At 54.5% G+C, this 21938-nt stretch carries 18 protein-coding genes; 4 read left to right on the top strand and 14 right to left on the bottom strand.

What is annotated here, in order from left to right:
- Positions 1-120 precede the first annotated feature (120 nt).
- The 4 genes from AC222A_RS00545 to AC222A_RS00560 all read right to left on the bottom strand — a co-directional run bounded on the left by AC222A_RS00545 (position 121) and on the right by AC222A_RS00560 (position 5230).
- Positions 121-2565: a TonB-dependent receptor gene (locus tag AC222A_RS00545; RefSeq protein WP_372747702.1), complete on the bottom strand. Its 2445-nt coding sequence runs from the start codon at positions 2563-2565 to the stop codon at positions 121-123.
- Between the two features lie 370 nt (positions 2566-2935).
- Positions 2936-3478, bottom strand: a complete 543-nt coding sequence (locus AC222A_RS00550; protein ID WP_372747701.1) for a TetR/AcrR family transcriptional regulator — start codon at positions 3476-3478, stop codon at positions 2936-2938.
- Positions 3479-3648: 170 nt separating this feature from the next.
- On the bottom strand, positions 3649-3969 hold the full coding sequence (locus AC222A_RS00555; protein WP_372747700.1) for a 2Fe-2S iron-sulfur cluster-binding protein: 321 nt from the start codon (positions 3967-3969) through the stop codon (positions 3649-3651).
- A 64-nt stretch (positions 3970-4033) separates the two neighbouring features.
- Positions 4034-5230, bottom strand: coding sequence for a cytochrome P450 (locus AC222A_RS00560; protein ID WP_372747699.1), 1197 nt, complete (start codon positions 5228-5230; stop codon positions 4034-4036).
- A 293-nt stretch (positions 5231-5523) separates the two neighbouring features.
- Here AC222A_RS00560 and AC222A_RS00565 point away from each other — a divergent pair, with 293 nt between their 5' ends.
- The 4 genes from AC222A_RS00565 (at position 5524) to AC222A_RS00580 (ending at position 12196) form a co-directional block, all read left to right on the top strand.
- Positions 5524-7389 (top strand): flavin-containing monooxygenase, encoded by a 1866-nt coding sequence (locus AC222A_RS00565; RefSeq protein ID WP_372763758.1) that lies wholly within the window; start codon positions 5524-5526, stop codon positions 7387-7389.
- A 37-nt stretch (positions 7390-7426) separates the two neighbouring features.
- Complete coding sequence (locus AC222A_RS00570; protein WP_372760551.1) at positions 7427-8806, top strand: aromatic ring-hydroxylating oxygenase subunit alpha; 1380 nt, start codon at positions 7427-7429, stop codon at positions 8804-8806.
- Positions 8807-8996: 190 nt separating this feature from the next.
- Positions 8997-10736: a thiamine pyrophosphate-binding protein gene (locus AC222A_RS00575; RefSeq protein WP_372763757.1), complete on the top strand. Its 1740-nt coding sequence runs from the start codon at positions 8997-8999 to the stop codon at positions 10734-10736.
- Between the two features lie 29 nt (positions 10737-10765).
- The gene (locus tag AC222A_RS00580) at positions 10766-12196 is read left to right on the top strand and encodes an aldehyde dehydrogenase family protein (protein ID WP_486774545.1); all 1431 of its coding nucleotides are present in this window, start codon (positions 10766-10768) and stop codon (positions 12194-12196) included.
- 33 nt (positions 12197-12229) lie between these two features.
- Here AC222A_RS00580 and AC222A_RS00585 read toward each other — a convergent pair whose 3' ends face one another.
- The 10 genes from AC222A_RS00585 to AC222A_RS00630 all read right to left on the bottom strand — a co-directional run bounded on the left by AC222A_RS00585 (position 12230) and on the right by AC222A_RS00630 (position 21924).
- The gene (locus AC222A_RS00585; RefSeq protein WP_372749994.1) at positions 12230-13042 is read right to left on the bottom strand and encodes an SDR family oxidoreductase; all 813 of its coding nucleotides are present in this window, start codon (positions 13040-13042) and stop codon (positions 12230-12232) included.
- A gap of 53 nt (positions 13043-13095) precedes the next feature.
- Complete coding sequence (locus AC222A_RS00590) at positions 13096-14358, bottom strand: MFS transporter (protein ID WP_372758557.1); 1263 nt, start codon at positions 14356-14358, stop codon at positions 13096-13098.
- 40 nt (positions 14359-14398) lie between these two features.
- A complete protein-coding gene (locus tag AC222A_RS00595) occupies positions 14399-15205 on the bottom strand; it encodes an IclR family transcriptional regulator (RefSeq protein WP_372749690.1) in 807 nt (268 codons plus the stop codon).
- The gene (locus AC222A_RS00600) at positions 15205-15960 is read right to left on the bottom strand and encodes a carboxymuconolactone decarboxylase family protein (RefSeq protein WP_372780775.1); all 756 of its coding nucleotides are present in this window, start codon (positions 15958-15960) and stop codon (positions 15205-15207) included. Before AC222A_RS00600 ends, AC222A_RS00595 begins: the two co-directional genes overlap by 1 nt.
- Positions 15961-16029: 69 nt before the next feature.
- Positions 16030-16989 (bottom strand): SRPBCC family protein, encoded by a 960-nt coding sequence (locus AC222A_RS00605; RefSeq protein ID WP_372758556.1) that lies wholly within the window; start codon positions 16987-16989, stop codon positions 16030-16032.
- Positions 16986-18686 carry an FAD-binding protein gene (locus tag AC222A_RS00610; RefSeq protein WP_486774546.1) on the bottom strand — a complete coding sequence of 567 codons (1701 nt, stop codon included), beginning with the start codon at positions 18684-18686 and terminating at the stop codon, positions 16986-16988. The genes AC222A_RS00605 and AC222A_RS00610 overlap by 4 nt, the downstream gene beginning before the upstream one ends.
- A gap of 28 nt (positions 18687-18714) precedes the next feature.
- Positions 18715-19455: an SDR family NAD(P)-dependent oxidoreductase gene (locus tag AC222A_RS00615; RefSeq protein ID WP_372758554.1), complete on the bottom strand. Its 741-nt coding sequence runs from the start codon at positions 19453-19455 to the stop codon at positions 18715-18717.
- A gap of 32 nt (positions 19456-19487) precedes the next feature.
- Positions 19488-20303 (bottom strand): TauD/TfdA dioxygenase family protein, encoded by an 816-nt coding sequence (locus AC222A_RS00620; protein WP_372750723.1) that lies wholly within the window; start codon positions 20301-20303, stop codon positions 19488-19490.
- 152 nt (positions 20304-20455) lie between these two features.
- On the bottom strand, positions 20456-21100 hold the full coding sequence (locus tag AC222A_RS00625; protein WP_486774547.1) for a TetR/AcrR family transcriptional regulator: 645 nt from the start codon (positions 21098-21100) through the stop codon (positions 20456-20458).
- Between the two features lie 56 nt (positions 21101-21156).
- Positions 21157-21924, bottom strand: coding sequence for an enoyl-CoA hydratase/isomerase family protein (locus tag AC222A_RS00630; protein ID WP_372780779.1), 768 nt, complete (start codon positions 21922-21924; stop codon positions 21157-21159).
- Positions 21925-21938: the final 14 nt, after the last annotated feature.

Genomic DNA, 21938 nt, shown 5'->3' on the forward strand with positions numbered 1-21938 from the left:
TTTATAACATGCCTGCGACAAGTAGTGGAACCCTGAGTTTCATTAAATGTCGCTTGTGTGAGCAAATCTCTGCCACAAAAAAGGGAGCCCAAGGGCTCCCTTTGGTAGCTGCGAAAAGGCTTAAAAGGTGTAGCGCAGGCGGGCGCCGTACATTTTCGGCAGGCCACTCATGCGCGATTCGAAGCCCAGTACGGTGTAGGTGCCGGAAACATATGTCGCATACTCTTCATCTTTCAGGTTGGTGGCATATAGCGACAGGTCTACGTTGCTGCCGAAGATGCCGTACCAAGCTGCGTTCGCATTAAACAGTTCGTAGGCAGGCAGCATAGCAAAGGGCGAGGTACTGGATGCCGCTGCGCGCTGTTCACCGGTGTATACGTAGGTGATGCCGGTTTCAACAACACCCCAACTCAGTGGTAGCGGCAGGTTGTAGTTCAATGAGGCTACCCAGGCGCTTTCCGGGGCAAACGGCAGCTCGTCGCCTTCGTCGGCAATGGGTGTGGCGGTGGCGCCGCCAAGTGTGCCCGCCGAGGCGGCAACTTTGGCTCGGGTGTCTTCCTGTTCTTCAAGTTCCGTGTCGAGCTTGGAATAGGATAGGGCCAGCGTAAGTCCGTCGTAAAGCTGCAGGAAAGCTTCTGCTTCAAAGCCTTTGATAGTGGATTTGCCGGCGTTGAAAATCGCTACGGTCTGGGCTGACGTTTCGTTGATATAGCCGGTTTGCAGCTGCATGTTTTCAAAGTCGTTATCAAAGATAGCGACGTTGAAGCGACCGGGAATCGGGCCGCCAAAGGCTGTTTTGGCGCCAATCTCGTAGGTGTCGACTTTTTCGGCTTCAAAGGTATCAATGCCGGGATCAACCGCCGCGTTCACGCTGCCCTGACGGTAACCGCGAATGTATTTTGCGTACAGCATGGTTTCTTGCCACGGACGGTACTGTACTTCCAACAGGCCGGTTGGTGCTTCGCTGGATTGCTCAGGCTCGGTGACCTGAATAACGGGCTGCTGCTGTTGTTCACCCACATAGGGGTAGCGGGTTTTCTTGCCGTAGCCGTAGGTGTCGTCCCACGTATAGCGAACGCCGAGGGTGCCGGTCAGAGATTCCAGAAAATCGTAAGAAGCCTGAGCATATGCCGCTTTGTTAACGTATTCAGTTTCAAATTCGTTCACGATTACACTGCCAAGCACACCGCCGGTTACATCGAAGCAGTTGTACTCGGAGGGATCGCCTTCCAGTGTGGAGTTGTCGCAGGAAATAGTACCGGCTGATGTATTGCCTGACGGACCATCGGGCACACTGTTTTCGTAGTAGACGCCTGCCTGCCATTCCAAGCGGCTGTCTGAGGTCAGGCCCTGGAGCTGAACTTCTGCTACGTAGGTTTCCTGGCTGGTAACCGGGTAGTTTGGATTGACGATGGACAGACCCACTGAGAACTCTCGGTTGGGGTCGAAGGCACCGGGAACAGCAACGGGCAGTGGCAATACGTTACCCACTACGTCGGGAAATCGGGTGCCGAAAATATCAGAACCGTTTTCGGTTTCCAGATGGGCATAGGCCAGAATGTTTTTCAGCGTAATGCTTTCGTTGATATCCCAAGTGAAGGTGTTGATTAGACGCTTTTCCTTGATTGTCGTGATCGGTGTTTTCACCGTGCTGACGATATCGTAGTACCCGTCCTGACCGGTTTCGCGCTGCATTTCCAGCTGGTCATTACAACCCTGATTGGTGAAGACCCCAATGATCTGCTGGGTAGGATCGTTGTTGCTCTCGTTATTGCAGGCAAATAAACGAGAGGTGTAACCGGCAGTGTCGGAATCCACATCGGTGAGGATGGTGTAGTTTTCCATCGACTCATTGATGTCCCACACCGCGCTCAGGCGAAAAGCCGTGTAGTCGACATTGCCCAGTTTATCTGCGCCAATGTTGGTAATGTTGTTCAGGTGACCGTCGCGCTCGTTGTGGTCTACCCCGAAACGCATGTGGAAGGTGTCGGTCAGGGAAAAATTGGCCACCGCCTGCTGGCGTGAAGAACTGTAGTTGCTTTCTGAGAATTCAACGTAGGCTTCGAATTCGTCGCTTGGTTTGTTGGGTACGAGCAGGATTGATCCGCCAGTGGTATTGCGGCCAAACAAGGTACCCTGGGGGCCTTTCAGTACCTGAACGTTTGCCAGATCAAACAATGAGCCCGGCCCGGCGCCGTCACCAGATGTTTGCGACGTCTGGCCGCGTGGTGCAATTACCTCGGCGAAGTAAACGCCAACCGAGGCCGTCGTTCGCAGTGAGCGGGTAAAGCCGCGAATAGAAAAGGTCGCGTTTTCCGGCCCGAAGCGGGTATTGGTAGTAAGCGATGGCGTATAGGTCGCAATATCGTTGGAGTTGGTCATGTTGGCATTGGCGATCTGTTCTTGATCGAATACCGTGATCGAGATGGCGACGTCCTGGGCGCTTTCTTCTTTGCGCTGGGCCGTGACCACAACCTCTTCCAGCAGAGCGCTTCGCACCGTATCCTGCGCCGAAACCTGAGGTGTCACCGCCGCAGCGCCAACCGTTAACGACAGGCTGCTCATTAAAATTTGTCTTTTGCCTTTCATAACTCACCTTTCAGTCCGTGAATTGGCACCTATCTTCCCTTATTGGGTAATGACTTGATGGCACTGCCCAAGCTATATTTAATAGACACCACTGTTGAGCATTATACGTGGAGATGATTTCAAATGAAATAGTGTGGTTCTTAACGTGGGCCCGTAATGCGCGCGCTTTTATTCAGAGCGTGACCGCAGTCAGGTATCAGGAGGTACGGGGGCTGCGCCGTGTATCGTATGGCATGGAGATCCGAAAAATTGGGTCGGTGGGCACAAGTGCTGTGCTGATAGTGCGCTATTTGCATCGCTATAGCGCTAACCCCATCGGTTATATGAGGAGGATCGCGCCGTGCAGTTAGGCTTCGGCGGCGTTTTCCTGCAGAGTGAATACCGGCCCCAAAACAGCGCGGCGATAGATTTCAGCGATTTTTTCGAGCGGCATGGGATCGTCCTGTCGCAGCCACCAGGCGAGGAGCTCAATAGTGCTACTGGCCACAAGAATGACGCCAAATTCTGCGGGTAGCCAGTCGCTCTGTTCGGGGGTGTGGGCGGCCACCTCCTGCGCTACGCGCACAAACTCATCGCGCAGTGCGCTGGCGGCTCCACCGGTCAGCAGCGTGCTCCACAGTGTCCGGTGCTGATCGACGTATTGGCACAGTGCAAGCGACGCAGTGTCGGTATCGCTGGCATTGAATGTTACCAAGGTGTAGTCGATCAACTGCCGGATTTCCTCTGTAGCAATTTCTTCCAGCAGGGATTCCTTGGTTGGATGATGCCGAAAGAAAGTGGTATAGCCAATGCCTGCATCTGCGGCCAGTTCGCGGATGGTAATCTGTTCAAATGGCTTGGTGGACAGCAAATCCAGCATGGCCTTGCGCAATGCCTCGCGGGTGCGCACTACACGCGCGTCCGATGTGGTCGAAAAATGTGGGCGATATATTTTGTTGGGCATCGGTGGTGTTGGTCGAATCGGCTAACGGGGCAGCCAGTGTACCGTAAAATGCCGTGGCTCGTTAAAGGGACGTAACGGGGCGTGGCCCCGTCTGCAGTGCACAGTCTGCCGGCGCGTTAGATCTGTCGTTCAGGCATGCGAACTACCATGCCGTCGAGCTCATCCGATACGCTAATCTGGCAAGACAGCCGGCTGGTTTCGGCGGGCTCGCAGACTTCTTCCAGCAGAATGTCTTCCATCTCACTTTTGTCGCTCAGTTTGTCTGCAAACTGCGGGTCTATGTACACATGGCAGGTAGCGCAGGAGCAGGCCCCGCCGCAGTCCGCCATAATGCCGCGCACGTTGTGATCGATGGCGGCTTGCATAATGGAGGTGCCATTGTCGATGTCCAGCACGTGTTCGGTGCCGTCAAATTCGATAAAGGTAATTTGTGCCATGACTGTTCTCTATGGTTGCGCGATTTGGGGGAGCGCACCGGACGCTCGCCCCAAACCATTCGCCTTAGCCTATGATGACCGGCATGTTGTCCCAGCCGCGGGTTGAAGATGAGGAAGACAGCTTGGCGTTCTCCAAATCTACGGTCCAGTCCGGGAAGCGTTTCAGGATTTCCTCCAACGCAACACGACCTTCCACGCGCGCTAACGCAGCACCTAGGCAGGCATGTACGCCACGACCAAAAGTAATGTGCGGCGGATCTTTGCGGTGAATATCAAATTGCTCGCCATTGGTGTAACGATCTTCATCGCGGTTGGCCGAGGCCAGCAGAAACAGCATGACGCTGCCCGCAGGCACGACCTGTCCATGAATTTCGACATCTTGAGTAACGTGGCGGGCAACGGAGGGGCCGGGCGGTTCCATGCGCAGGATTTCCTCAATGGCCGGGTTGATCAGCTTGGGGTCTGCGGCAATTTGGCGGCGTTGCTCTGGGTTTTCTCCTAGCAGCTTGCCCATCCAGCCAATCAGCTTGGCGGTGGTTTCGTTGCCGGCGCCGGCTATCACGTTAACAAAGATCAGTACTTCATCGCGGGTGAGTTTGCGCTTGACGCCTTCCGGGTCGGTGAATTCAGCATTGAGCAGCTCGGTCATCAGGTCGTCTGAGGGATTCTGCATGCGCCAGTCGATATAGTCCTCAAAACCTTCACCGGTATAGGAGGCCTGCTCGGCTGTCATTGGCTTGCCTTCTTCAGTACGCAGAGATGACTCAATACGCTCACGCACGGCCTGCTGATCCTGCTCGGGAATGCCCAGCAGCATGCCGATAACACCGCCAGGCAGGTGGTCACCCAGATCGGAGATAAAGTCGATTTTGTCCTTGCCGACCAATGGATCGAGGCACTTGGCGCAAAAATCGCGAATCTGTTGCTCAAGGGCATTCATGCGCTTGGGAGTGAAAACCCGGGTCACGATGCTGCGATAAGCGGTATGCATCGGCGGATCGTGCCAGATAAACATGCCCGGCGGTACGTCGATGTCTTCACGGATGAATTCCATGATGTCGCTGCGCGCTGAACTGAAAATCTCGGTGTTGCCAAAGTGCTTGTCGATATCTGCAAATTTGCTCAGCGCATAGAAGTTGTACTCCTCGTTGAAGTAGAGGGGAGCTTCGTTGCGCATGCGCTTGAATGTGGGGTAGGGGTCTTTGCCCAGGTCTGGGCGGTAAGGGTCCCAGTATACGGGGCCGTCGGTCTGTGCGCTCATAAAATGAAAACCTTGTCGTTATAGCCAGCGGTTAGTGCATTGGTGCCCGTGACAAGGCCCCAACTGTCTTTAAAAGAGTCGCTTTATTAAAAGTGAAACTCTATGGTTCATAATTATTACCGCAACAGCCCTCGGCTGGCAATCCTTATTGATGAAAGCTTTGTAATTCGGCATAGGGGGTTTGTCAGCCTGGCAAGTAGACAACACTGTTGATTTTGTAATAGCATCCCGGTTACTCTGAATTTGTCAGGACGTATTGCCTCAATGCGTCCATGTAAGCAAAAAGGTCTGCCATGAAATGTAATCCGACTGATGTTCCACCGATTGACGAAATTGACGTTGCGGCGGTCAACGAGAAATATCGGCTGGAGCGTGAGAAGCGCCTTCGAAAGGAAGGCCAGAGTCAGTATGTGCGGCCCGTAGATAATTTTGCCGACACCTACGAAGGGGATCCGCACACTCCGGTGGCGCCTCGTGACGCCATTGTTGAGGATCTTGATGTGGCGGTATTGGGCGCGGGCTGGTCGGGGCTGACCACCTCGGTGCATCTGCGCAAAGCCGGCATCACCAGTTTTCGCAATATTGATCACGCGGGTGATTTTGGCGGTGTCTGGTACTGGAACCGTTACCCGGGTGTGCAGTGCGATAACGATGCTTACTGTTACCTGCCACTGTTGGAAGAAATGGGTTTTATGCCGTCACAGAAGTTTTCAGACGGCAAAGAAATCTATGGTTACATGCAGCAGATTGCAAAACGCTTTGAACTCTACGACAACGCCCTATTTCACACGATGGTGGAAGGCATGCGTTGGGACGAGTCCATCAAGCGCTGGCGTATTGCCACGGACCGAGGCGATGAAATCCGCGCCCGCTTTGTGATTATGGCCAACGGCCTGCTTAATATTCCGAAATTGCCGGGCATGGCGGGCATCGATAAGTTTAAAGGCAAAATGTTCCACACGGCCCGTTGGGATTACGACTATACCGGCGGTGATTACGACAACCCGGTGCTGGATAAGCTGGCCGACAAAAGGGTGGCCATTATCGGCACTGGCGCCACGGCTATTCAGGCTATTCCTTATTTGGGGAAGTATGCGAAAAAGCTCTATGTTCTGCAGCGTACTCCCTCCACTGTAGATGCACGTCCCAACCCACCGACAGATGCACAGTGGGTCAAAGCCTTGAAACCGGGCTGGCAGGCCGAGCGACAGGCCAATTTTCATCGCGCGGCCATGGAATCCACCATCCTGCCTGGCGATACAGACCTGATTTGCGATTTCTGGACTGAGATTGCCCGCAATATGTCTGCAGAAATGGAGGCAGAAGGCTGGCCCCAACTTTCCGTTGAGCAGTTTATGGAGCGTCGCAGCCAAATGGAGCACCGGGTGATGGAGCGTATGCGTCGTCGGGTGGAAAAGCTGATCGACGACAAGGATACCGCCGAGGCGCTCAAGCCCTGGTACCGATTCCTGTGTAAGCGCCCGCTGTCAAACAACGAATATTACGCCACCTTCAATCAGCCCAATGTGGAGCTCATTGATGTTGCCGAAACACAGGGCGTCGAAGCCATGACTGAACACGGTTTTATTGCCAACGGTCAGGAATACGGCATCGATTGCATGATTTTTGCCAGCGGCTTCGAGGTGACCAGTGACCTGGACCGGCGCTGGGGTATCGACGTATTCGAAGGTCGCGACGGAACCTCCATCTACGATCATTGGGCGGATGGCTACAAAACGCTGCACGGTATGACCACCAGTAAGTTCCCCAATATGTTCTTTATCGGTTACTACCAAGGCGGCCTTAACGCCACCACGACCGAGCAGTACAGTAAGCAGGGTGAGCACATCACTTATATGATCAAAACCGGGCTTGAGCGCGGCATCCTGGCGATGGAACCCAGTGAGGAAGCTGAGGCGGCTTACGTAAAACACCTGCGCGAAACGGCCATCGACAATACTGACTTTGTGAAGGAGTGCACCCCCAGTTATTTCAATAATGAGGGGGAAGCCAAAGTAAACAGCAAGGGTGAACCTATTTATCGCTTCTATCTCGGCGAGGGATATGGGCCGGGCTGGGCAGCGTTTCAAAAGTTACTTGCAGACTGGCGACAAGCCGGTAATCTTGACGGGCTTATGCTCGACACTGATGACCAATAGTGCCGTCAATATCGGGCAATGCAAATCGGAGGATGTCATGGATAAGTATAGAGAACTGACGGACGAAGATCTGGGCGAGCCACTGACCTATCCGGTGGAGGCCTTTGTTTCTAGAAAATACGCTGAGCAAGAAAAAGAACTGCTGTGGCCCAAGGTCTGGAACATGGCTGCGCGGGAAGAAGATATTCCCGAGGTGGGTGATTTCATCACCTACAATATTGCCGACGATTCTGTTGTCATCATCCGTGTCGATGACAATGAACTGCGAGCTTTTCACAACGTGTGTCCCCACCGTGGTCGACAGCTGGTGAATACGCCAGACGACGTGAACTGCGTAACAGGAAAAAAGAAAAATTTTGTCTGCGGCTTTCATGGTTGGACTTACGATCTTGAAGGCAACAACACATTTATCCTCGATAAAGACGATTGGAAAGGCGCATTAGAGAAAAAGGAGCGCACCTGTCTGTCGCCTGTAAAAGTCGATACTTGGGGTGGCTGGATCTATATCAATATGGATCCGGATTGCGAGCCGCTACTGGATTTTCTCGGCGAAGTGGACCGTATTTTAAGTCCATACCAGTTTGAGAAAATGCGTTATAAATGGCGGCAGTGGGCGATTTACCCCTGTAACTGGAAAACCGCGATCGAAGCCTTTATGGAGCCATACCATGTGTCTGGAACGCACTCCCAGTTGCTGAAATACGGCCAGTTCTATGCCTACAGTAAACCGTACGGCTTGCACGGCGTCAGTGGCTTTGATGAACGTGATGCCAGCAAGAAGACCGCACAGAGCAGCGGCGTTGCCCGGGCCGGTCTGGGCGATCCCCGCATCTCTACCTACGAATTGGCGAAAGAAAACTACGAAACGGTTAACTTTGCCGCTTCTACCGAAACTCTGATCAATGCCGCCAGTCGTCTGAAAGACGAGTTGCCTGAAGGCACGCCAGTGCAAGACGTAATGAGTCATTGGATGAAGTCGGCGAAAGCCGACGACGCAAAACGCGGAGTCATCTGGCCAGAGATCACCCCTGAACAGCAATCAGAAGCCGGCCTGGCCTGGAGCTTGTTCCCGAACCAGACCATTTTGCAAGGTATTACTTTTGCGCTGTGTTACCGCACTCGGCCTTACAAGGACGATCCGAATTACTGCATTTTTGAATCCTATGCACTGGAACGTTTCCCTGAAGGTGAAGAGCCCAAAACCGAGTGGGTTTACGCCGAGCCGACGCCGGAAAAATGGGGCAAGGTGCTGGCGCAAGATTTCGCTAACATGGAATGGGTGCAGAAGGGGATGAAGTCTCGCGGTTTCCGCGGCACGCTGCCAAACCCGCATCAGGAACAGAAAATTACCAATTTCCATCGGCATTTAACCCGCTACATGAATGGGGCGGGTGCGCCGAAATTGCTGGGCGACTAATTGCAGGAATAGTCGTGGCTGGATGAATAATTGCCCCCTCGCTCTCAGGGAGAGGGCTGGGGTGAGGGTGGTTTGAATTGTGCCCACATCTCGATCTTTTCCCTGAGGCAGAAGTGGCCGAGTAGAACATTCCCCTTATAAAAGATAGTTCGCAGTTTGGTTGAATTATCGAATACTTTGGAGACCCCAAATGCCTACCCCCGTTTATGAACGCATAGTCGACCTGCTCGAAGTTGAAGGTATCAATACTCTTTTTGGTATCCCCGATCCGGGGTTTATCCATATGGCGATGACTTGTGAGGGGCGTGGCTGGAATGTCGTCGCTCCCCACCATGAGCAGGCCGGAGGGTTTATGGCAGATGCCTGGTCTCGGATGACCGGCAAACCCGGTGTCTGTTTTGGCACCCAAGGGCCCGGCATTTCCAATCTTGCCGCAGCGATGATTGTGGCGGCCAAGGAAAATTCGCCCACCATCTTCTTCGGCGGGCAACGTTCCAGTATTGCCTATCAGCGGGTGCGCAAAGGTCGAATCCAATTTATGGATCAGGTCAGCCACTTCAAACCCATGATGAAATATTGTGGCATTGTAGAAGATGCTGATCAGGTTGACGAAGTGGTGCGTGAGGCGATTCGTCAAGTCACGACCGGTAAGCCCGGTCCTGCGTATGTGGAACTGCCGCTCAGTGTTATTCATGAAGAGCGAGACTGGTTGCCAGCGCTAGCGCCTGAGCAATACCGTTTGACCTATCAGCCCGCCGGCGGTCCGTCGATTGAAAAGGCCGCTGAGCTGATTCGTCAGGCTAAAAATCCGGTATTACTGGTAGGTCAGGGGATGTTCACCTCCCGTTCGCACGAGGTGGTGGGTAATCTGGCCAAACTGATGGCCTGCCCCATCCTGCAGACGTCAGGCTGCGCCATGACCATCAAAGGCATGGAAGACCGCACTTTTGCCTACGGCTTTTCGCCAGCGGGGGTGGCAGCGGCAGAAGCATCGGATCTGTGTATCGCGATCGGCACCGAGCTGGGTGAGCCTTCCCATATGGGCATAGGTCGCCACTGGGAAAAGAACGACGCTAATCGCAAGTGGATCTACATCGAGCGTGACACGATGGCCTTTGGCGTTAACCGGCCGATTGATGTGCCGTTAGTAGGCGACCTGCGAGATGTGGTGCCGCAGCTGATTAACGCGATCAAGTCGACGCCACGCGAACCGTCAGCGGAATTCAACAGCTGGGTTCAGTTGCAAAAAGATTTTAAAGCGAAGCTGCGCGCCGAAGTGCCTAGCAATCGCGACATGATCCACCCGGCGAAATTTATCTTTGAAGCCACCCGCACCTTGCCCGCGAACACGATCTATGCGGCTGACGGGGGTTCTGTGACTATCTTCGGCTGGACTTATACTCAGTACGCGCCGAGCGATTTGGTATGGAATCAGAATACAGGGCATCTGGGTACCGGATTGCCCTATGCGATTGGCGCCGCCATTGCGTCTAACGGCGAGCGTCCAGTGGTACTGGTAACCGGTGATTCCTCTTTTATGTTTCACATTGCCGAGTTGGAAACCGCGGTGCGGAAAAATCTTCCAGTAGTAGTCGTCGTGGGCGTTGATAACGCCTGGGGCCTAGAGGTGGGGTGCTGGCGCAAGCAAGTAGCGCCGGATTCACCTGAAACAGAAGCCCACTGGGGTAAAACAGTTCGTTTTGACACTATCGCCAAAGGCTTTGGCGCCGAAGGCGTGTTTGTGGACAGTGAAAGCGATATTGCACCGGCGGTTGAAGCGGCCGTGGCCAGCGGAAAATGCACCGTAATTCATGTGCCTATTGATCCGGTGGCAAATGCCATGGAAGCACCGAACTATGAAGAGTTTAAATCCTGGTATACCGATTTCAAACCAGGCTACGGAGCCGATGCAGCTGACGTAGCTTACTGAAAAAATAACCTGCCCAAAGGATTAGAGTCATGCGTGAATATCTGCAGTTCTACATTGATGGTCAATGGGTAGATCCCATTGAAATGACCACAACCGAAACCATTAATCCGGCTACTGAGGCCGTATCTGGCAAGATCGCGCTGGGAACCAAAGCTGATGTGGATCGCGCCGTGGCGGCTGCCAAGAAAGCGTTTGCGAGCTGGTCGCAAACGACTAAAGAAGAGCGTCTGGCATTGTTGGAGCGCATTCAGGCCGAATACGAAAAACGTCAGAGCGACCTTGGCGCAGCGATCACCGAAGAAATGGGTGCGCCCCAAGCTCTGGCGCAGGGCTTTCATTGCGCACTCGGCGCAGGTCACTTGGGTACCGCTATTGACGTGCTGAAAAATTTCGATTTCGAAGAGCTCAAAGGTCAAACCATGGTGCGTTATGAACCAGTGGGTGTCTGCGCTATGATTACGCCTTGGAACTGGCCCGTTAATCAGATAGCGGTGAAGGTATTCCCGGCAATCGCAGCGGGCTGCACAGTGGTACTGAAGCCTTCGCAGGAAGCCCATTTTTCCGCCCAGATATTTACTGAAATCATGGATGCCGCAGGCGTTCCAGCGGGCGTCTTTAATCTGGTTCAGGGTAAAGGGTCGGTGATTGGCACTGAGCTGTCGCGTCACCCCGATGTGGATATGGTTTCCATTACCGGCTCGGAAGGTGCAGGTATCGAAGTGGCGCGTAACGCCGCCGATACCGTTAAACGTGTAACCCAGGAACTGGGCGGCAAAAGTGCATTGATTGTGCTCGATGACGAGCAGTTTGCGGAGAATGTGGGCAAGGGTGTTGCCGGCATGATGATGAACTCCGGGCAAACGTGCAGTGCGACAACACGTTTGCTGGTGCCAAAGGCACGTATGGCCGAGGCAATCGAAGCCGGAAAGGCTGCCATAGCGGGTGTTACTGTGGGTGACCCAAACGGCGAGTTTTCAATGGGGCCAGTGGTTTCAAAGGCTCAGTTCAATTCGATCCAACAGTATATCGAAAAAGGTATTGAAGAAGGTGCCACGCTGGTCGCTGGCGGCACAGGCCGTCCTGAAGGTCTGGACAAAGGCTGGTATGTCAAACCAACCCTGTTTGCCAATGCGACTAACGAGATGACTATTTCGCGCGAAGAAATCTTCGGTCCGGTGCAGGTGATTATCGGTTACGACGATCTTGACGATGCCATTCGCATCGCCAACGACAGCGAATATGGTCTGGCCGGTGGTGTGTACGGCGCTGATTTGAAAACCTGCCAGAACGTTGCGCGCCGTATGCGAACCGGTTGGGTCTCCATTAACGACGGCTTTGACTTTAACTGCCCCTTTGGTGGTTACAAGAAAAGTGGCAATGGTCGTGAGTGGGGCGAATTTGGTTTTCACGAGTATCTGGAGATCAAAGGCATGCTGGGCTTTGTGCCAGCGGCGGAATAAGTCTTTCCTACCCCTTCGGTGGCGGCTGAGTAGCTAGGACCTCCCGGCTACGACCCCGCCATCACACAGAATATCGACACCTGTCAGATAACCCGCCTTGTCGCTCGCGCAAAATGCGAGCACATTGGCGATCTCTTCTGGTTTACCAAAGCGCTTTAGTGCGGCGGTTTTCAGCATTTCTGCTGAGCCACTTTGTTCTTCCAGTCGCCCCATGGCTGTATCAAAACTGCCTGGTGAAACCGAGACAATTCGTGCGCCTTTGACGCCGAAGTCGGCGGCTCGTTTGCGGGTATACCACATCACAAAATTTTTGCTGATGCCGTAAGCAAGCCCCTTTTTGTAAAAGTCCTTGGGCATAAGCCGGGTTGGAAAGAGTGCTTTGTGCAAAAATTTTTCGGGGTTGCTCAATGCGTGTCGGTAGGCTCGTGTAGGCATCAAGGCCGTGGGCATCATGTGACCTGCCATTGATGCGACGTTGACCAGCGCAACTCCTTCACTGGCTATGTTGAGTACAGCGTCCGCGAGATAGATGGTGCCTAACGCATTGACCCGCATAATGGTTTCGGCGTCTGCCATTTGCGGGCTCAGCCCCGCAGTATGAATAACGCTGGCAAGTCGACCGAGCTTTGCCGCCTGTTTGAATAGTCCGTCGATGGAGGCGCGATCGGTTATGTCGCACACGGCGCTATCGGCCGAGATATTCAATGCATGCAATTCGGCCAGGGCATTGTCGAGCCGCTGTTGATCTACATCGGCCAACAGCACAGTGTGATCAGCGCCGAGAATCTTCGCTGTAGCGAGGCCCATGCCGCCTGCGCCACCGGTGATAATGGTTACTGGCTTCATTCAGAAATGTCCTTGCGCCTGTCGGCTATGTATCGTTACGCGAATCGCGGCCGTTATCCGGCCTCAGCTTCGGCCATTTTTGCCAGTCGGGCATCTGCGGTGGGTGTGGAAGCCAGTGAAAATAGCGCAATCGCGCTTAGGCCCATTAACACGGCAGTGAGCATCAGAAATTGATCGTAGCTCTGGTAGTGATCGTACAGTGCACCAGCCCCCAGTGGACCGAATGCGGTGCCCATGGACAGCGCCATTACCATGGCACCATACAGCGCACCAAAGTTTTTCAAGCCGAAATACTTGGCGGCGAGATAGGCAATCACATCGACTTCCGATCCAAGTGTCAGTCCGAAAATGATTGCCGCCAGCGTCTGGTTGAGCGTGCTGGCGCCGTCGGTAAGTAACAGAGCGCAGGCAATAATCGGAATGATAAAAGCGATAGCGCCCACCAGATGGCCGGGAAACCGGTCGAGAAGAAACCCGGTGCCGAGTCGTCCCACCAGTGAAAAAATGCCAATTAACGAAGCAACACTCGCCGCCTTCAGCGGTTCGGCCCCGCTGTCTGTTAAAATAGGAACGAAGTGGACAACAGTGCCGATGGCAGTAAACGCGAAGAAGCCACCCGCCATGACAAGTTTATATAGTGCGCCGGAACGCAAGCCCTCCTGCAATGTTAAGCCAGTGAGTACGGTTTCTTTTCTGTCGTCGTTTGCGTTGGCGAGCACTTCATCTTGTGCCCCTTTAAAACAGAAGAACATAAAGGGCAGTATCAGTGCCAGCCAGCCCATGCTCAGGCCCAGATAGGCGCCGCGCCAGCCGAACTTGGCGATCAGCACGGTGGCAATAAAGGGAAAGATAGTAGCCGCAAGCGACGCGCCGGACAGGGTAATGGCAAGCGCGAGCCCGCGCGAGGCAACAAAGCGGCTGTTAACGGCGCTGGTCCATACGGTGGCCTGCACCCAAAGCGTGGCGAAGGCCAGTATCACCCAGAGGATTGTCCAGTTTGCCTGGTCGCCGGTTGCCGTACTGAGCAGTGCAACTGCACCACACATGGCGGTCACACCGAATAAACCTACGCGGCGCGGGCCAATGCGATCTACCAGAATGCCTATAGGGATGCAGAATATTGCGCTGAGAAATGCTGCGATGGTAATACCAGAGGAAACCTGCGCTCGTGACCAACCAAATTCCTGGGTAATCGGTTCGATAAAGGGACCCATGGAATAGACATACATGACGGCGGTGGCATAACCCAGGCCGGCAGATACCGGCACGAACCAAAAGTTTTGCCATTCAGCTTTCGCGGAGTGGGTGGGGTTCATCTGTTATTATCCTCTTGCTTTGGGAGCGCTCGTTAATTTCTCAGGAATGCATTTCGCCGCATAGTTGTTCTGATAGCTGGCGCGCAGATGCCAGCAGGGTCTGCTGTAATTCCGGTAGACCGGATCGCTGCAGTGCGCTGCCAAGACCAATGGCGACTAGAGCGTGACTGAGCTTGTCCCGGGATTTCCACACCGGCGCGGCCAGCACGGTGACCCCCGAGATATAGTTACCTTCATCCACTGCAAAGCCCTGCTGACGCGTGGTATCAATTTGTGCCAGCCATTGTTTGAACGAGGGTGGGTCGTCCCACCGCAGGGCGCGAAAACGCGCTTCGAGCTCATCATCGGGAATATCCCCAAACGCCGCTATACAGCGGCCAGTGGCACTGATCAGTGCTGGAAAGCGACTGCCAATCTGGGCGCTAATTTGAAAAGTGTTGCCGGATTGGGCATTTGCCACCACGACGATATGTTCCAGACCGACAATGTGGACGCCCAAAACGGTGACATCAAACTGTTGGCTCAGACGATTCAGGGCAGGCTGTGCCAAGTCGGTAAACTGATTGCGGCGTAACCAGTGGCGGGCCAGCGTCAGTACGCCGGCCTCGAGCGAGTAACGTTTGGTATCGGGATCAAAGGCGACAAACTCTTCATCGACGAGTGCGCGCAGCACATACAGGCATGTGCTGGGTACGAGATTCAGCGTGCGGGCAATGGCCTGCAAGCCCAGTGGCGTTTCACTTTTTCCTAACAGGCGCATAATGGCGGCGGCGCGAGAAATGGCCGGGGCCTTGCTTTTTTTTACGGTGCCTGCCAGTTCACTGGCCTTGTCTGCATTGTCTGGCATCAGTTTTCGCTTTCCAGTTTGTTTAGAAAAACCGGGATCAAGGGGTCGTAGCTTTCCATTCCGGAATCGAGAGGGATTGCAAAGGTGTTGATTGCGCTGCTGAGCATGGCATAGGTGCCGGCCAGGAAAACCATATCCATGATCTGTCGGTCGTTAAAATGGGCACTAAGTCTGTCCAAAGTGTCAGTGCTGATTTTTGCCTGAAGAAACAGCTCGTCAGCAGCGCGAATTAGCAGGGCGTCCTGCGAGTCCCAGGTCTCGGCGCTGGCGCCATCGATCAACCGCAGCAATTGGGTGTCACTCAACCCGGCCCGGCGCCCAAGAATAATGTGCTGGGCAAACTCGTTATCCGCGCGGCGCAGGCGCGCGGTGCGCAGAATCAGGATTTCTTTGTCGCGAAAGCTCAGGGAGGTGCCAGCAGAAACATGCCGGTTCAGCGTAAGGTAGGCCTTGGCCAGCTCTGGATAATGGGCCAGAAAGCCCAGGGTATTACGGCCGCGCAGGTCGTCGCTACCTTCTTTCCATTTGCCCAGAACAAAGTCTCGGCTAGAGGGAAAAGCGCCCAGTGCATCCATAATCTCTTCGTCCCATTGTTCTGGTGGAATCGGCTGCAGGTGGGCTGTTTTGTCACTGGGCATGGCTTGGGCCTTGTTGGTTTTCAGGGGCTGACCTTCCGCCAGCGCGACCTCACTATTAAACAGCACTGTACAATAAAATAACAGGGCCGTAGAACAACCAAAAGCGCATTTTTGCATGATATGGAGGCAACCTGGCTGGTGGAGGTAAGTGCTGGGCGCTGTGTACGTGGCCCAGCCGAATTATGCTTAAGTGCCGGATTGGCTATCGGCAATCAGTGGCCACAGTACGTCGTCGGCGAGTTTATTGCAGAAGTATTCGTTTACTTGCTGAATTTTCCCGTTCTTCAGCGTGAACACCATGCAATATTGGTTGTGATACTCGACGCCGGTAAAGGTTTTTCCGTTGCCCTCGAATTCGACGATGACGCGTTCTCCCTCCCCGGTAACGGTTAGAATGTCGGGCTGCAGGCCCGCTGGGAAGAGTTGGGTGAAGGCTTCTATGGTACCCACAATGGTGTCGTATTCCCGTACGCCGGAGAAGTTGCCGTAACCTTTGGCCACGGTGATGGCATCGCTGTTCAGGCAGCCTGCGGCAGTTTCTCGATCGCCAGCGCCCATCGCCTGAATAAATGTTAGTACCAAAGATTTGTGGTTTTCAATCACGGCATTGTCCTGCTCAATCACAGTGGTCCCTCGCAGCGCCAGCCACAGGTTGCCAAAATAGGTGGTGAATTTTTGCCAAATGCTGGGGCTTGTTTCCGGCTGGGTTGCCGATTCAATCTCCGCTTTCAGGCTAGAGGCGAACACCTTGGCCAGCTGCGGCAGTAGGGGTTTACTGACGGCTTCCCACATCGGTGCCATTGAGCCGCGACCGGCTACTTCAACGCCCATGGTAATGTGGGTAATGCCGGGGGCCGTAGTTTCGGCGCGGTATAGCCCGGTTCCGGAAACGGGTTCATTTTCAAGCTTGAAGGCAAAACTGACCTGCTCGGGCCCTGCCCACGCTGTTACGTCGACCAGAACATTGACCGTTTTGACCATGCCGCCGGCGCCGACCTTGATCAGCCATTTGGATTCATTGTCGTTGATGATCTGGCACTCTTTGCAACCAGGGAATAGATTGGCCCACTTTTCAATGTCTTTGACGTAGTGCCAGACCGACGTAATCGGCGCGTTGATGGCAATACTGTGTTCAGCCTGAATCATTCAAAGTCTCCGCTGGCGAGGGCTTTTGGCAACAGATCACTCGGCTTGCCGGCGGCGTGTCGGCCGGCAAGATAGCCGTGGGTTATACCCCGGGCGTTGGTGATACCGCTCTGCATCAGTGCGCCGTTATCTATGCGTACCTGGGAGTTGCCGGTTACGTACAGTCCGTTAATTGGCTGATTGTCCCAGCCCATCGCTCGGCAGTGCTGATCTGCCAGTATGCCACTGCCGGTAATACCGCCGCCGGCCATACGGTGCAGGCGTACGGCATAGTACGGTCCCTGATTAATCGGCCCCATATTGGGGTTGGGTTTGTGGTTCGGATCACCGGCCATCATCGCGCCCCAGGGGAAGGTGCCACGTTTGAAATCCGGGTCTTCACCAGCTTCGCAGTAGCCGTTGTAGGTAGTGACGGTATTAAGGAGGCCTGCAGCGTCAATGCCGGTTTTCTCGGCCAGCTCTTCTAGGGTATCTGCGGTGACACCCAGTTCAGCGGGCATCCGCTCTCCGGGCATCACAGAACCAAACGGATATTTCTGACGTGATTGATGATCCATCACGACCCAGCAGGGATAGTTTTTATAGGTTTGCGTCATCGCATCGATTTCTTCCAGGCCAAAATAGACCGAGCGATAGAAGGCCTCATTAGCAAAGCGCTGGCCCCGCGAGTTCACCACCAGTGAGTGGGGCATGCCCATAAACGGCAGGGCGCCTCGCCAGAGCGGTACGCCTTCTTCCTGCTCTTCGCCCGGCACATGAAACCCCAGCATACTCACATCGGGAACCCGGGCGATTTGTGCGCCGGCCTCGCCGGCCATGCGCAGGTGTGTACCCTGAATCGAATCCATCACCATCGACACAGGATCGAGCATGGCACCGATTCGACGGCTAAGTTCTTTCTTGCGCTCAAAACTGCTGACGCCGATTACTACGCCACGATTGGCTTTCACAAAAAGTTCCCGTTCGCGGTGTACCGCACGCACGCCGACCACGCAGTTGCCGTCCATCACCAGTTCTTCGGCCGATGTATTGGTGTGCAGGGGAATGTTGCGATCCAGTGCGCCTTTCACAAAGTACGCGGCGAGGCCGGGCCCGGCACAGCGTTCGTCCTTCGCCATGCGCTCACCCATAATGGTGTAATCCCAGTTCACCATATTGGCCATGCCGCCATTGCTGAAAATATCGTCATGAGTCATGGCGTAAGGCACATGGGGAGAAACTCGGGTTTTGTGTTGCCACTCACCGAGTGTTTCAGCGGGGAAGGGAGCAGCTTCAAGGCAGCGCCCCTCAGCGGTGCTGCCTTGAATCGAGGGGTAGTAGTAATCTGGAAGATGCCTAACCAGAATCATTTTGAGACCAATGGTCTTCTCGAAATATTCCAGTGCAACCGGGGCGTGGATGGCCTGATTGCGCACAGCCCACGCTTCGCTGTATCCCATTGCCAGATTGGTGATGTACTCAATGCCTTTTTCAACGGAGTCATCGATACCTAACGCTTTTTCGTAGTGGTTGCCGGGTATCCAGACCTCGCCCATCGAGAAGGCGGTTACGCCGCCAACTTTGTCGGATTTTTCCAGTACCAGTGCGCTCGCCCCGTGATCATGGGCCGTGATTGCGGCACCCAGTCCACTCGCTCCGGAGCCGATGCACACTACGTCGGCTTCCATGTCCCATTTTGTTGGGGGTGTTCTTATCATGTTCGCTACCTCGAAACGAGAAACTTGGTTAGTTTAAATAACGCCCGCCATTAACACTCAATGTGTGACCTGTAATGTAGTTCGCGTCTTCGCTGGCCAAATAGGCTACGGCGCTCGCGATATCTTCTGGTCGCCCGGGTCGTTTCATCGGTGTGGTTCGGGCATAGCCGTCGATATCGATCGGTGATTCCTCCAGCATGGGCGTGACGACAAAGCCAGGCGGTACGTTGTTAACCGTGACGCCTGTTTCGGCCAACTCAATGGCCAAGCCTTTGGTCAGACCGACAACACCGCCTTTTGAGGCGACATAGTGGGACATGCTTTTGGCTCCGGTTTGGGCTGAGGACGAGGAAATATTGATGATTCGCCCCCATCCCCGCTCAATCATCGCGGGAAGGAACTGCTGCGTACAGAGAAATGGTCCTTTGAGATTGATGCGCATCATGCGATCCCAGGACTCTTCGGAAATGCTGAGGAATTTTTCAAAGGCCGAAATACCGGCGTTGTTAACTAAGATATCCACTTCGCCGAGGGCCGCGCGGGTTTCTTCGGCGCAGCGTTTAACAACGGTTGCATCGGCGGCGTCACCGGTGCAGGCGATGGCTTTGTGGCCCGCAGATTCCAGCGCGCTCACCGTTTCCATTGCTGTGTCTGCGTTGAGCTCCCACACGGCGATGGCTGCTCCGTCGCGGGCTAGGCGCTCGCAGATGGCGCGTCCAATACCGCGTCCGCCGCCGGTAACTACGGCAACTTTTCCTTTCAGTGACATGATTTTCTCCTGTAGATCGATTGGACTATTGCTCAGTGGCTGAATGCTTCCTCGCCGAGCAGTGTGCAGCGGTGCATTACGCGGCCGCTGTCCAGCGGGTAGGGTTCTGCGCGGTGCAGCACGCCAGTGTTGTCCCAGATGAGTAGATCGCCTACGGTCCATTCGTGACGGTATACGAAACGTGGTTGGGTGGCCCAGTCGAGCAGCTCTTTCAGCAAGGCATCGCTCTCTTTGCGATCCATTCCGACAATATGGTCCGCGTGGCAGCCGATCACCAGTGATTTGCGGCCGGATGTATGTTCCCACACCAGTCGGTGCGTGGTGTTCGGGTTTGATCGCCAACTGGAGAGGTTGTGGTCGGTAGCCGCTATACCGGCGCGGCGCATCGACGTTTCAACGCTATGCACCACTTTGAGGTTTTCGATCCGTCTTTTCATTTCGTCGGACAGGGTTTCGTAAGCGGCATAGGAGTTGGCAAACTCGGTCTGGCCGCCAGTTTCCGACAGCACTTTTCCACTGAGCATTGTGGCGAAGGGCGGAATCCTGTCGTGTGTTCCGTCCAGGTGCCAGAGCCATGAGCCCTTTAGGTAATCGGCGTTGGCGTTCTGGTTTTTGTCGAGGGTGATTTTGTAAATACTGCGGCCCTGCTCTTGACGCAGCGTGCCTATATTGCCGGCGAGTGCCAGCTGCTGTTCGTTTCCCGGGTTCAAGGTGCGGAACACCAGCACGCCACGGTCAATCAGGAGCTTGCGCAGTTGGGCCCCGACTTCGGGGCTAAGGAGAGTGTCGATGTCAGCATGGATCTCCATGCCGATATCGTCCTTGAGGGGGGTGGCAATTAAGCGCATTTGGGGTGCTCGATAGTGGTCTCAATTAATAGTACTAACCAGTACTATTAATGGTCAAGCATTGCTGCTCAGAGCAGCTATCTGCGTATGTTCACGATGCTGAAGTTGTGTGGCGTTGTGGCGGGTGTGCCTGTTAGCGAATGGGGAGATCGCTACCAGTTCTGGCGTGCGTTCAGAAGAATCTGAACCGCATCGTCCACCCAACGCTTGCGGGCGATTGCGCTAACCTTCTGATTGGTGAGCAGCACATTCATATACCAGCCGCGAATCATCAGGATAAAAACTTCAGCCACGCGGGTGGCATTGCCGCAGGCGACCCCGTCGGTGTCGGCACAGGTTTCAATGTAGGCGGCAATGCGCTTGATGCCGCGTGCAGTGCGGTCCGCAGCAGCGGCGGCAAGTTCCGGGAAGCGAACGGATTCGCTTAGCATGAGTCGGTTGATGTCCTTCATTTCGTCACTGAGGCTTTTTTGCAGAATATGATTGGCGAAAGCCTTAAGGCCGGTTTCCAGATCCGGAGTTTTTGGCAGTACGGAATCGGGAGCCATGTCGGTGATCTGTTGCTGGACAATAGCGATGAACAATTCTGCTTTAGAGGAATAGCGAGAGTAGAGAGTGGTTTTTGATATGCCAGCCGCGCTCACCACCCGGTTTAATGAGGCGCCACCAAAGCCGTGTTCGCGAAATTCCGCCATTGCTTCCTCCAGGATCTTTCGCTCTATCGCAGCGATATCCTGCTGGCGCGGGCGGCCTTTGGTTGTTTTCACGGGCTGGGTGCGACGCGATGAAGCTGGCATGGTTAACCGACATACTCTGATAAAGGAGTGCGTAAGTTAACCATACTTTGACCAAATTATTTACCGCTCCATATGGGCTTGCGCTTTTCAGCAAAGGCGCGTGGGCCTTCTTGAGCATCGTAACTGTTATAACAATGTTCCGAAGCATGACGTGCCGCCTGCAGTGCCGCTGAGCGGCCCATTTCGGTAGAGAGCATGACCGTTTCGCGGGCGGCACGTACCGATAGCGGTGCGCCTTCAAGTACTTCTTGCGCCAGCGCGATGGCGGCATCCAGTACCTTGTCTGGTTCTGCGAGCCGGTTTACCAGTCCAATTTCATAAGCACGTTCGGCGGTGATGGGCTTTCCGGTCAGCAAAATTTCCATCATGATGCGCTGCGGAATCATGTGAATCAGCGGTGCGGCCCAGGGTGAGCTGCGGCCGACTTTAACTTCGGTAACGGCAAATTTGGCCCGGGTGCTGGCAACGCACAAATCGCAAGCCTGTGCAATCATCCAGCCGCCAGCGAAGGCAACACCGTTAACAGCGGCGATGGTGGGTTTACTGAGTTCGACGGTATCGTAGGGCAGCGGAAACAGCTCGCGCGGTGGCACTTTCATGCCGGTTTCCACCATTTCCTTTAGATCGCCACCAGCGCAAAAAGCTTTGTCGCCGCTGCCGGTGAGAATGGCAATGCGTAGTGTGTCATCGCGCTCGAAGCGATCCCAGGCGTCAAATAATCCCTGGCGGATTTCCCGGCTGAGACAATTGCGGGTTTCGGGCTGGTTTAGCGTAATGATGGCGATGCCGTCGGGGCGGGCGTCGAAGCGTACGGGGTCGGACATGGTATGTTCCTGTC

Source organism: Litorivivens sp. (genome assembly GCF_057445395.1).

What these genes read in the sequence shown, in the direction of transcription:
- AC222A_RS00620 (WP_372750723.1), bottom strand. Translation starts at nt 20,303, where the DNA reads ATGCGCTTAATTGCCACCCCCCTCAAGGACGATATCGGCATGGAGATC.
- AC222A_RS00625 (WP_486774547.1), bottom strand. Translation starts at nt 21,100, where the DNA reads ATGCCAGCTTCATCGCGTCGCACCCAGCCCGTGAAAACAACCAAAGGC.
- AC222A_RS00570 (WP_372760551.1), top strand. Translation starts at nt 7,427, where the DNA reads ATGGATAAGTATAGAGAACTGACGGACGAAGATCTGGGCGAGCCACTG.
- AC222A_RS00595 (WP_372749690.1), bottom strand. Translation starts at nt 15,205, where the DNA reads ATGCCAGACAATGCAGACAAGGCCAGTGAACTGGCAGGCACCGTAAAA.
- AC222A_RS00590 (WP_372758557.1), bottom strand. Translation starts at nt 14,358, where the DNA reads ATGAACCCCACCCACTCCGCGAAAGCTGAATGGCAAAACTTTTGGTTC.
- AC222A_RS00585 (WP_372749994.1), bottom strand. Translation starts at nt 13,042, where the DNA reads ATGAAGCCAGTAACCATTATCACCGGTGGCGCAGGCGGCATGGGCCTC.
- AC222A_RS00600 (WP_372780775.1), bottom strand. Translation starts at nt 15,960, where the DNA reads ATGCAAAAATGCGCTTTTGGTTGTTCTACGGCCCTGTTATTTTATTGT.
- AC222A_RS00580 (WP_486774545.1), top strand. Translation starts at nt 10,766, where the DNA reads ATGCGTGAATATCTGCAGTTCTACATTGATGGTCAATGGGTAGATCCC.
- AC222A_RS00605 (WP_372758556.1), bottom strand. Translation starts at nt 16,989, where the DNA reads ATGATTCAGGCTGAACACAGTATTGCCATCAACGCGCCGATTACGTCG.
- AC222A_RS00610 (WP_486774546.1), bottom strand. Translation starts at nt 18,686, where the DNA reads ATGATAAGAACACCCCCAACAAAATGGGACATGGAAGCCGACGTAGTG.
- AC222A_RS00555 (WP_372747700.1), bottom strand. Translation starts at nt 3,969, where the DNA reads ATGGCACAAATTACCTTTATCGAATTTGACGGCACCGAACACGTGCTG.
- AC222A_RS00575 (WP_372763757.1), top strand. Translation starts at nt 8,997, where the DNA reads ATGCCTACCCCCGTTTATGAACGCATAGTCGACCTGCTCGAAGTTGAA.
- AC222A_RS00560 (WP_372747699.1), bottom strand. Translation starts at nt 5,230, where the DNA reads ATGAGCGCACAGACCGACGGCCCCGTATACTGGGACCCTTACCGCCCA.
- AC222A_RS00630 (WP_372780779.1), bottom strand. Translation starts at nt 21,924, where the DNA reads ATGTCCGACCCCGTACGCTTCGACGCCCGCCCCGACGGCATCGCCATC.
- AC222A_RS00615 (WP_372758554.1), bottom strand. Translation starts at nt 19,455, where the DNA reads ATGTCACTGAAAGGAAAAGTTGCCGTAGTTACCGGCGGCGGACGCGGT.
- AC222A_RS00565 (WP_372763758.1), top strand. Translation starts at nt 5,524, where the DNA reads ATGAAATGTAATCCGACTGATGTTCCACCGATTGACGAAATTGACGTT.
- AC222A_RS00545 (WP_372747702.1), bottom strand. Translation starts at nt 2,565, where the DNA reads ATGAGCAGCCTGTCGTTAACGGTTGGCGCTGCGGCGGTGACACCTCAG.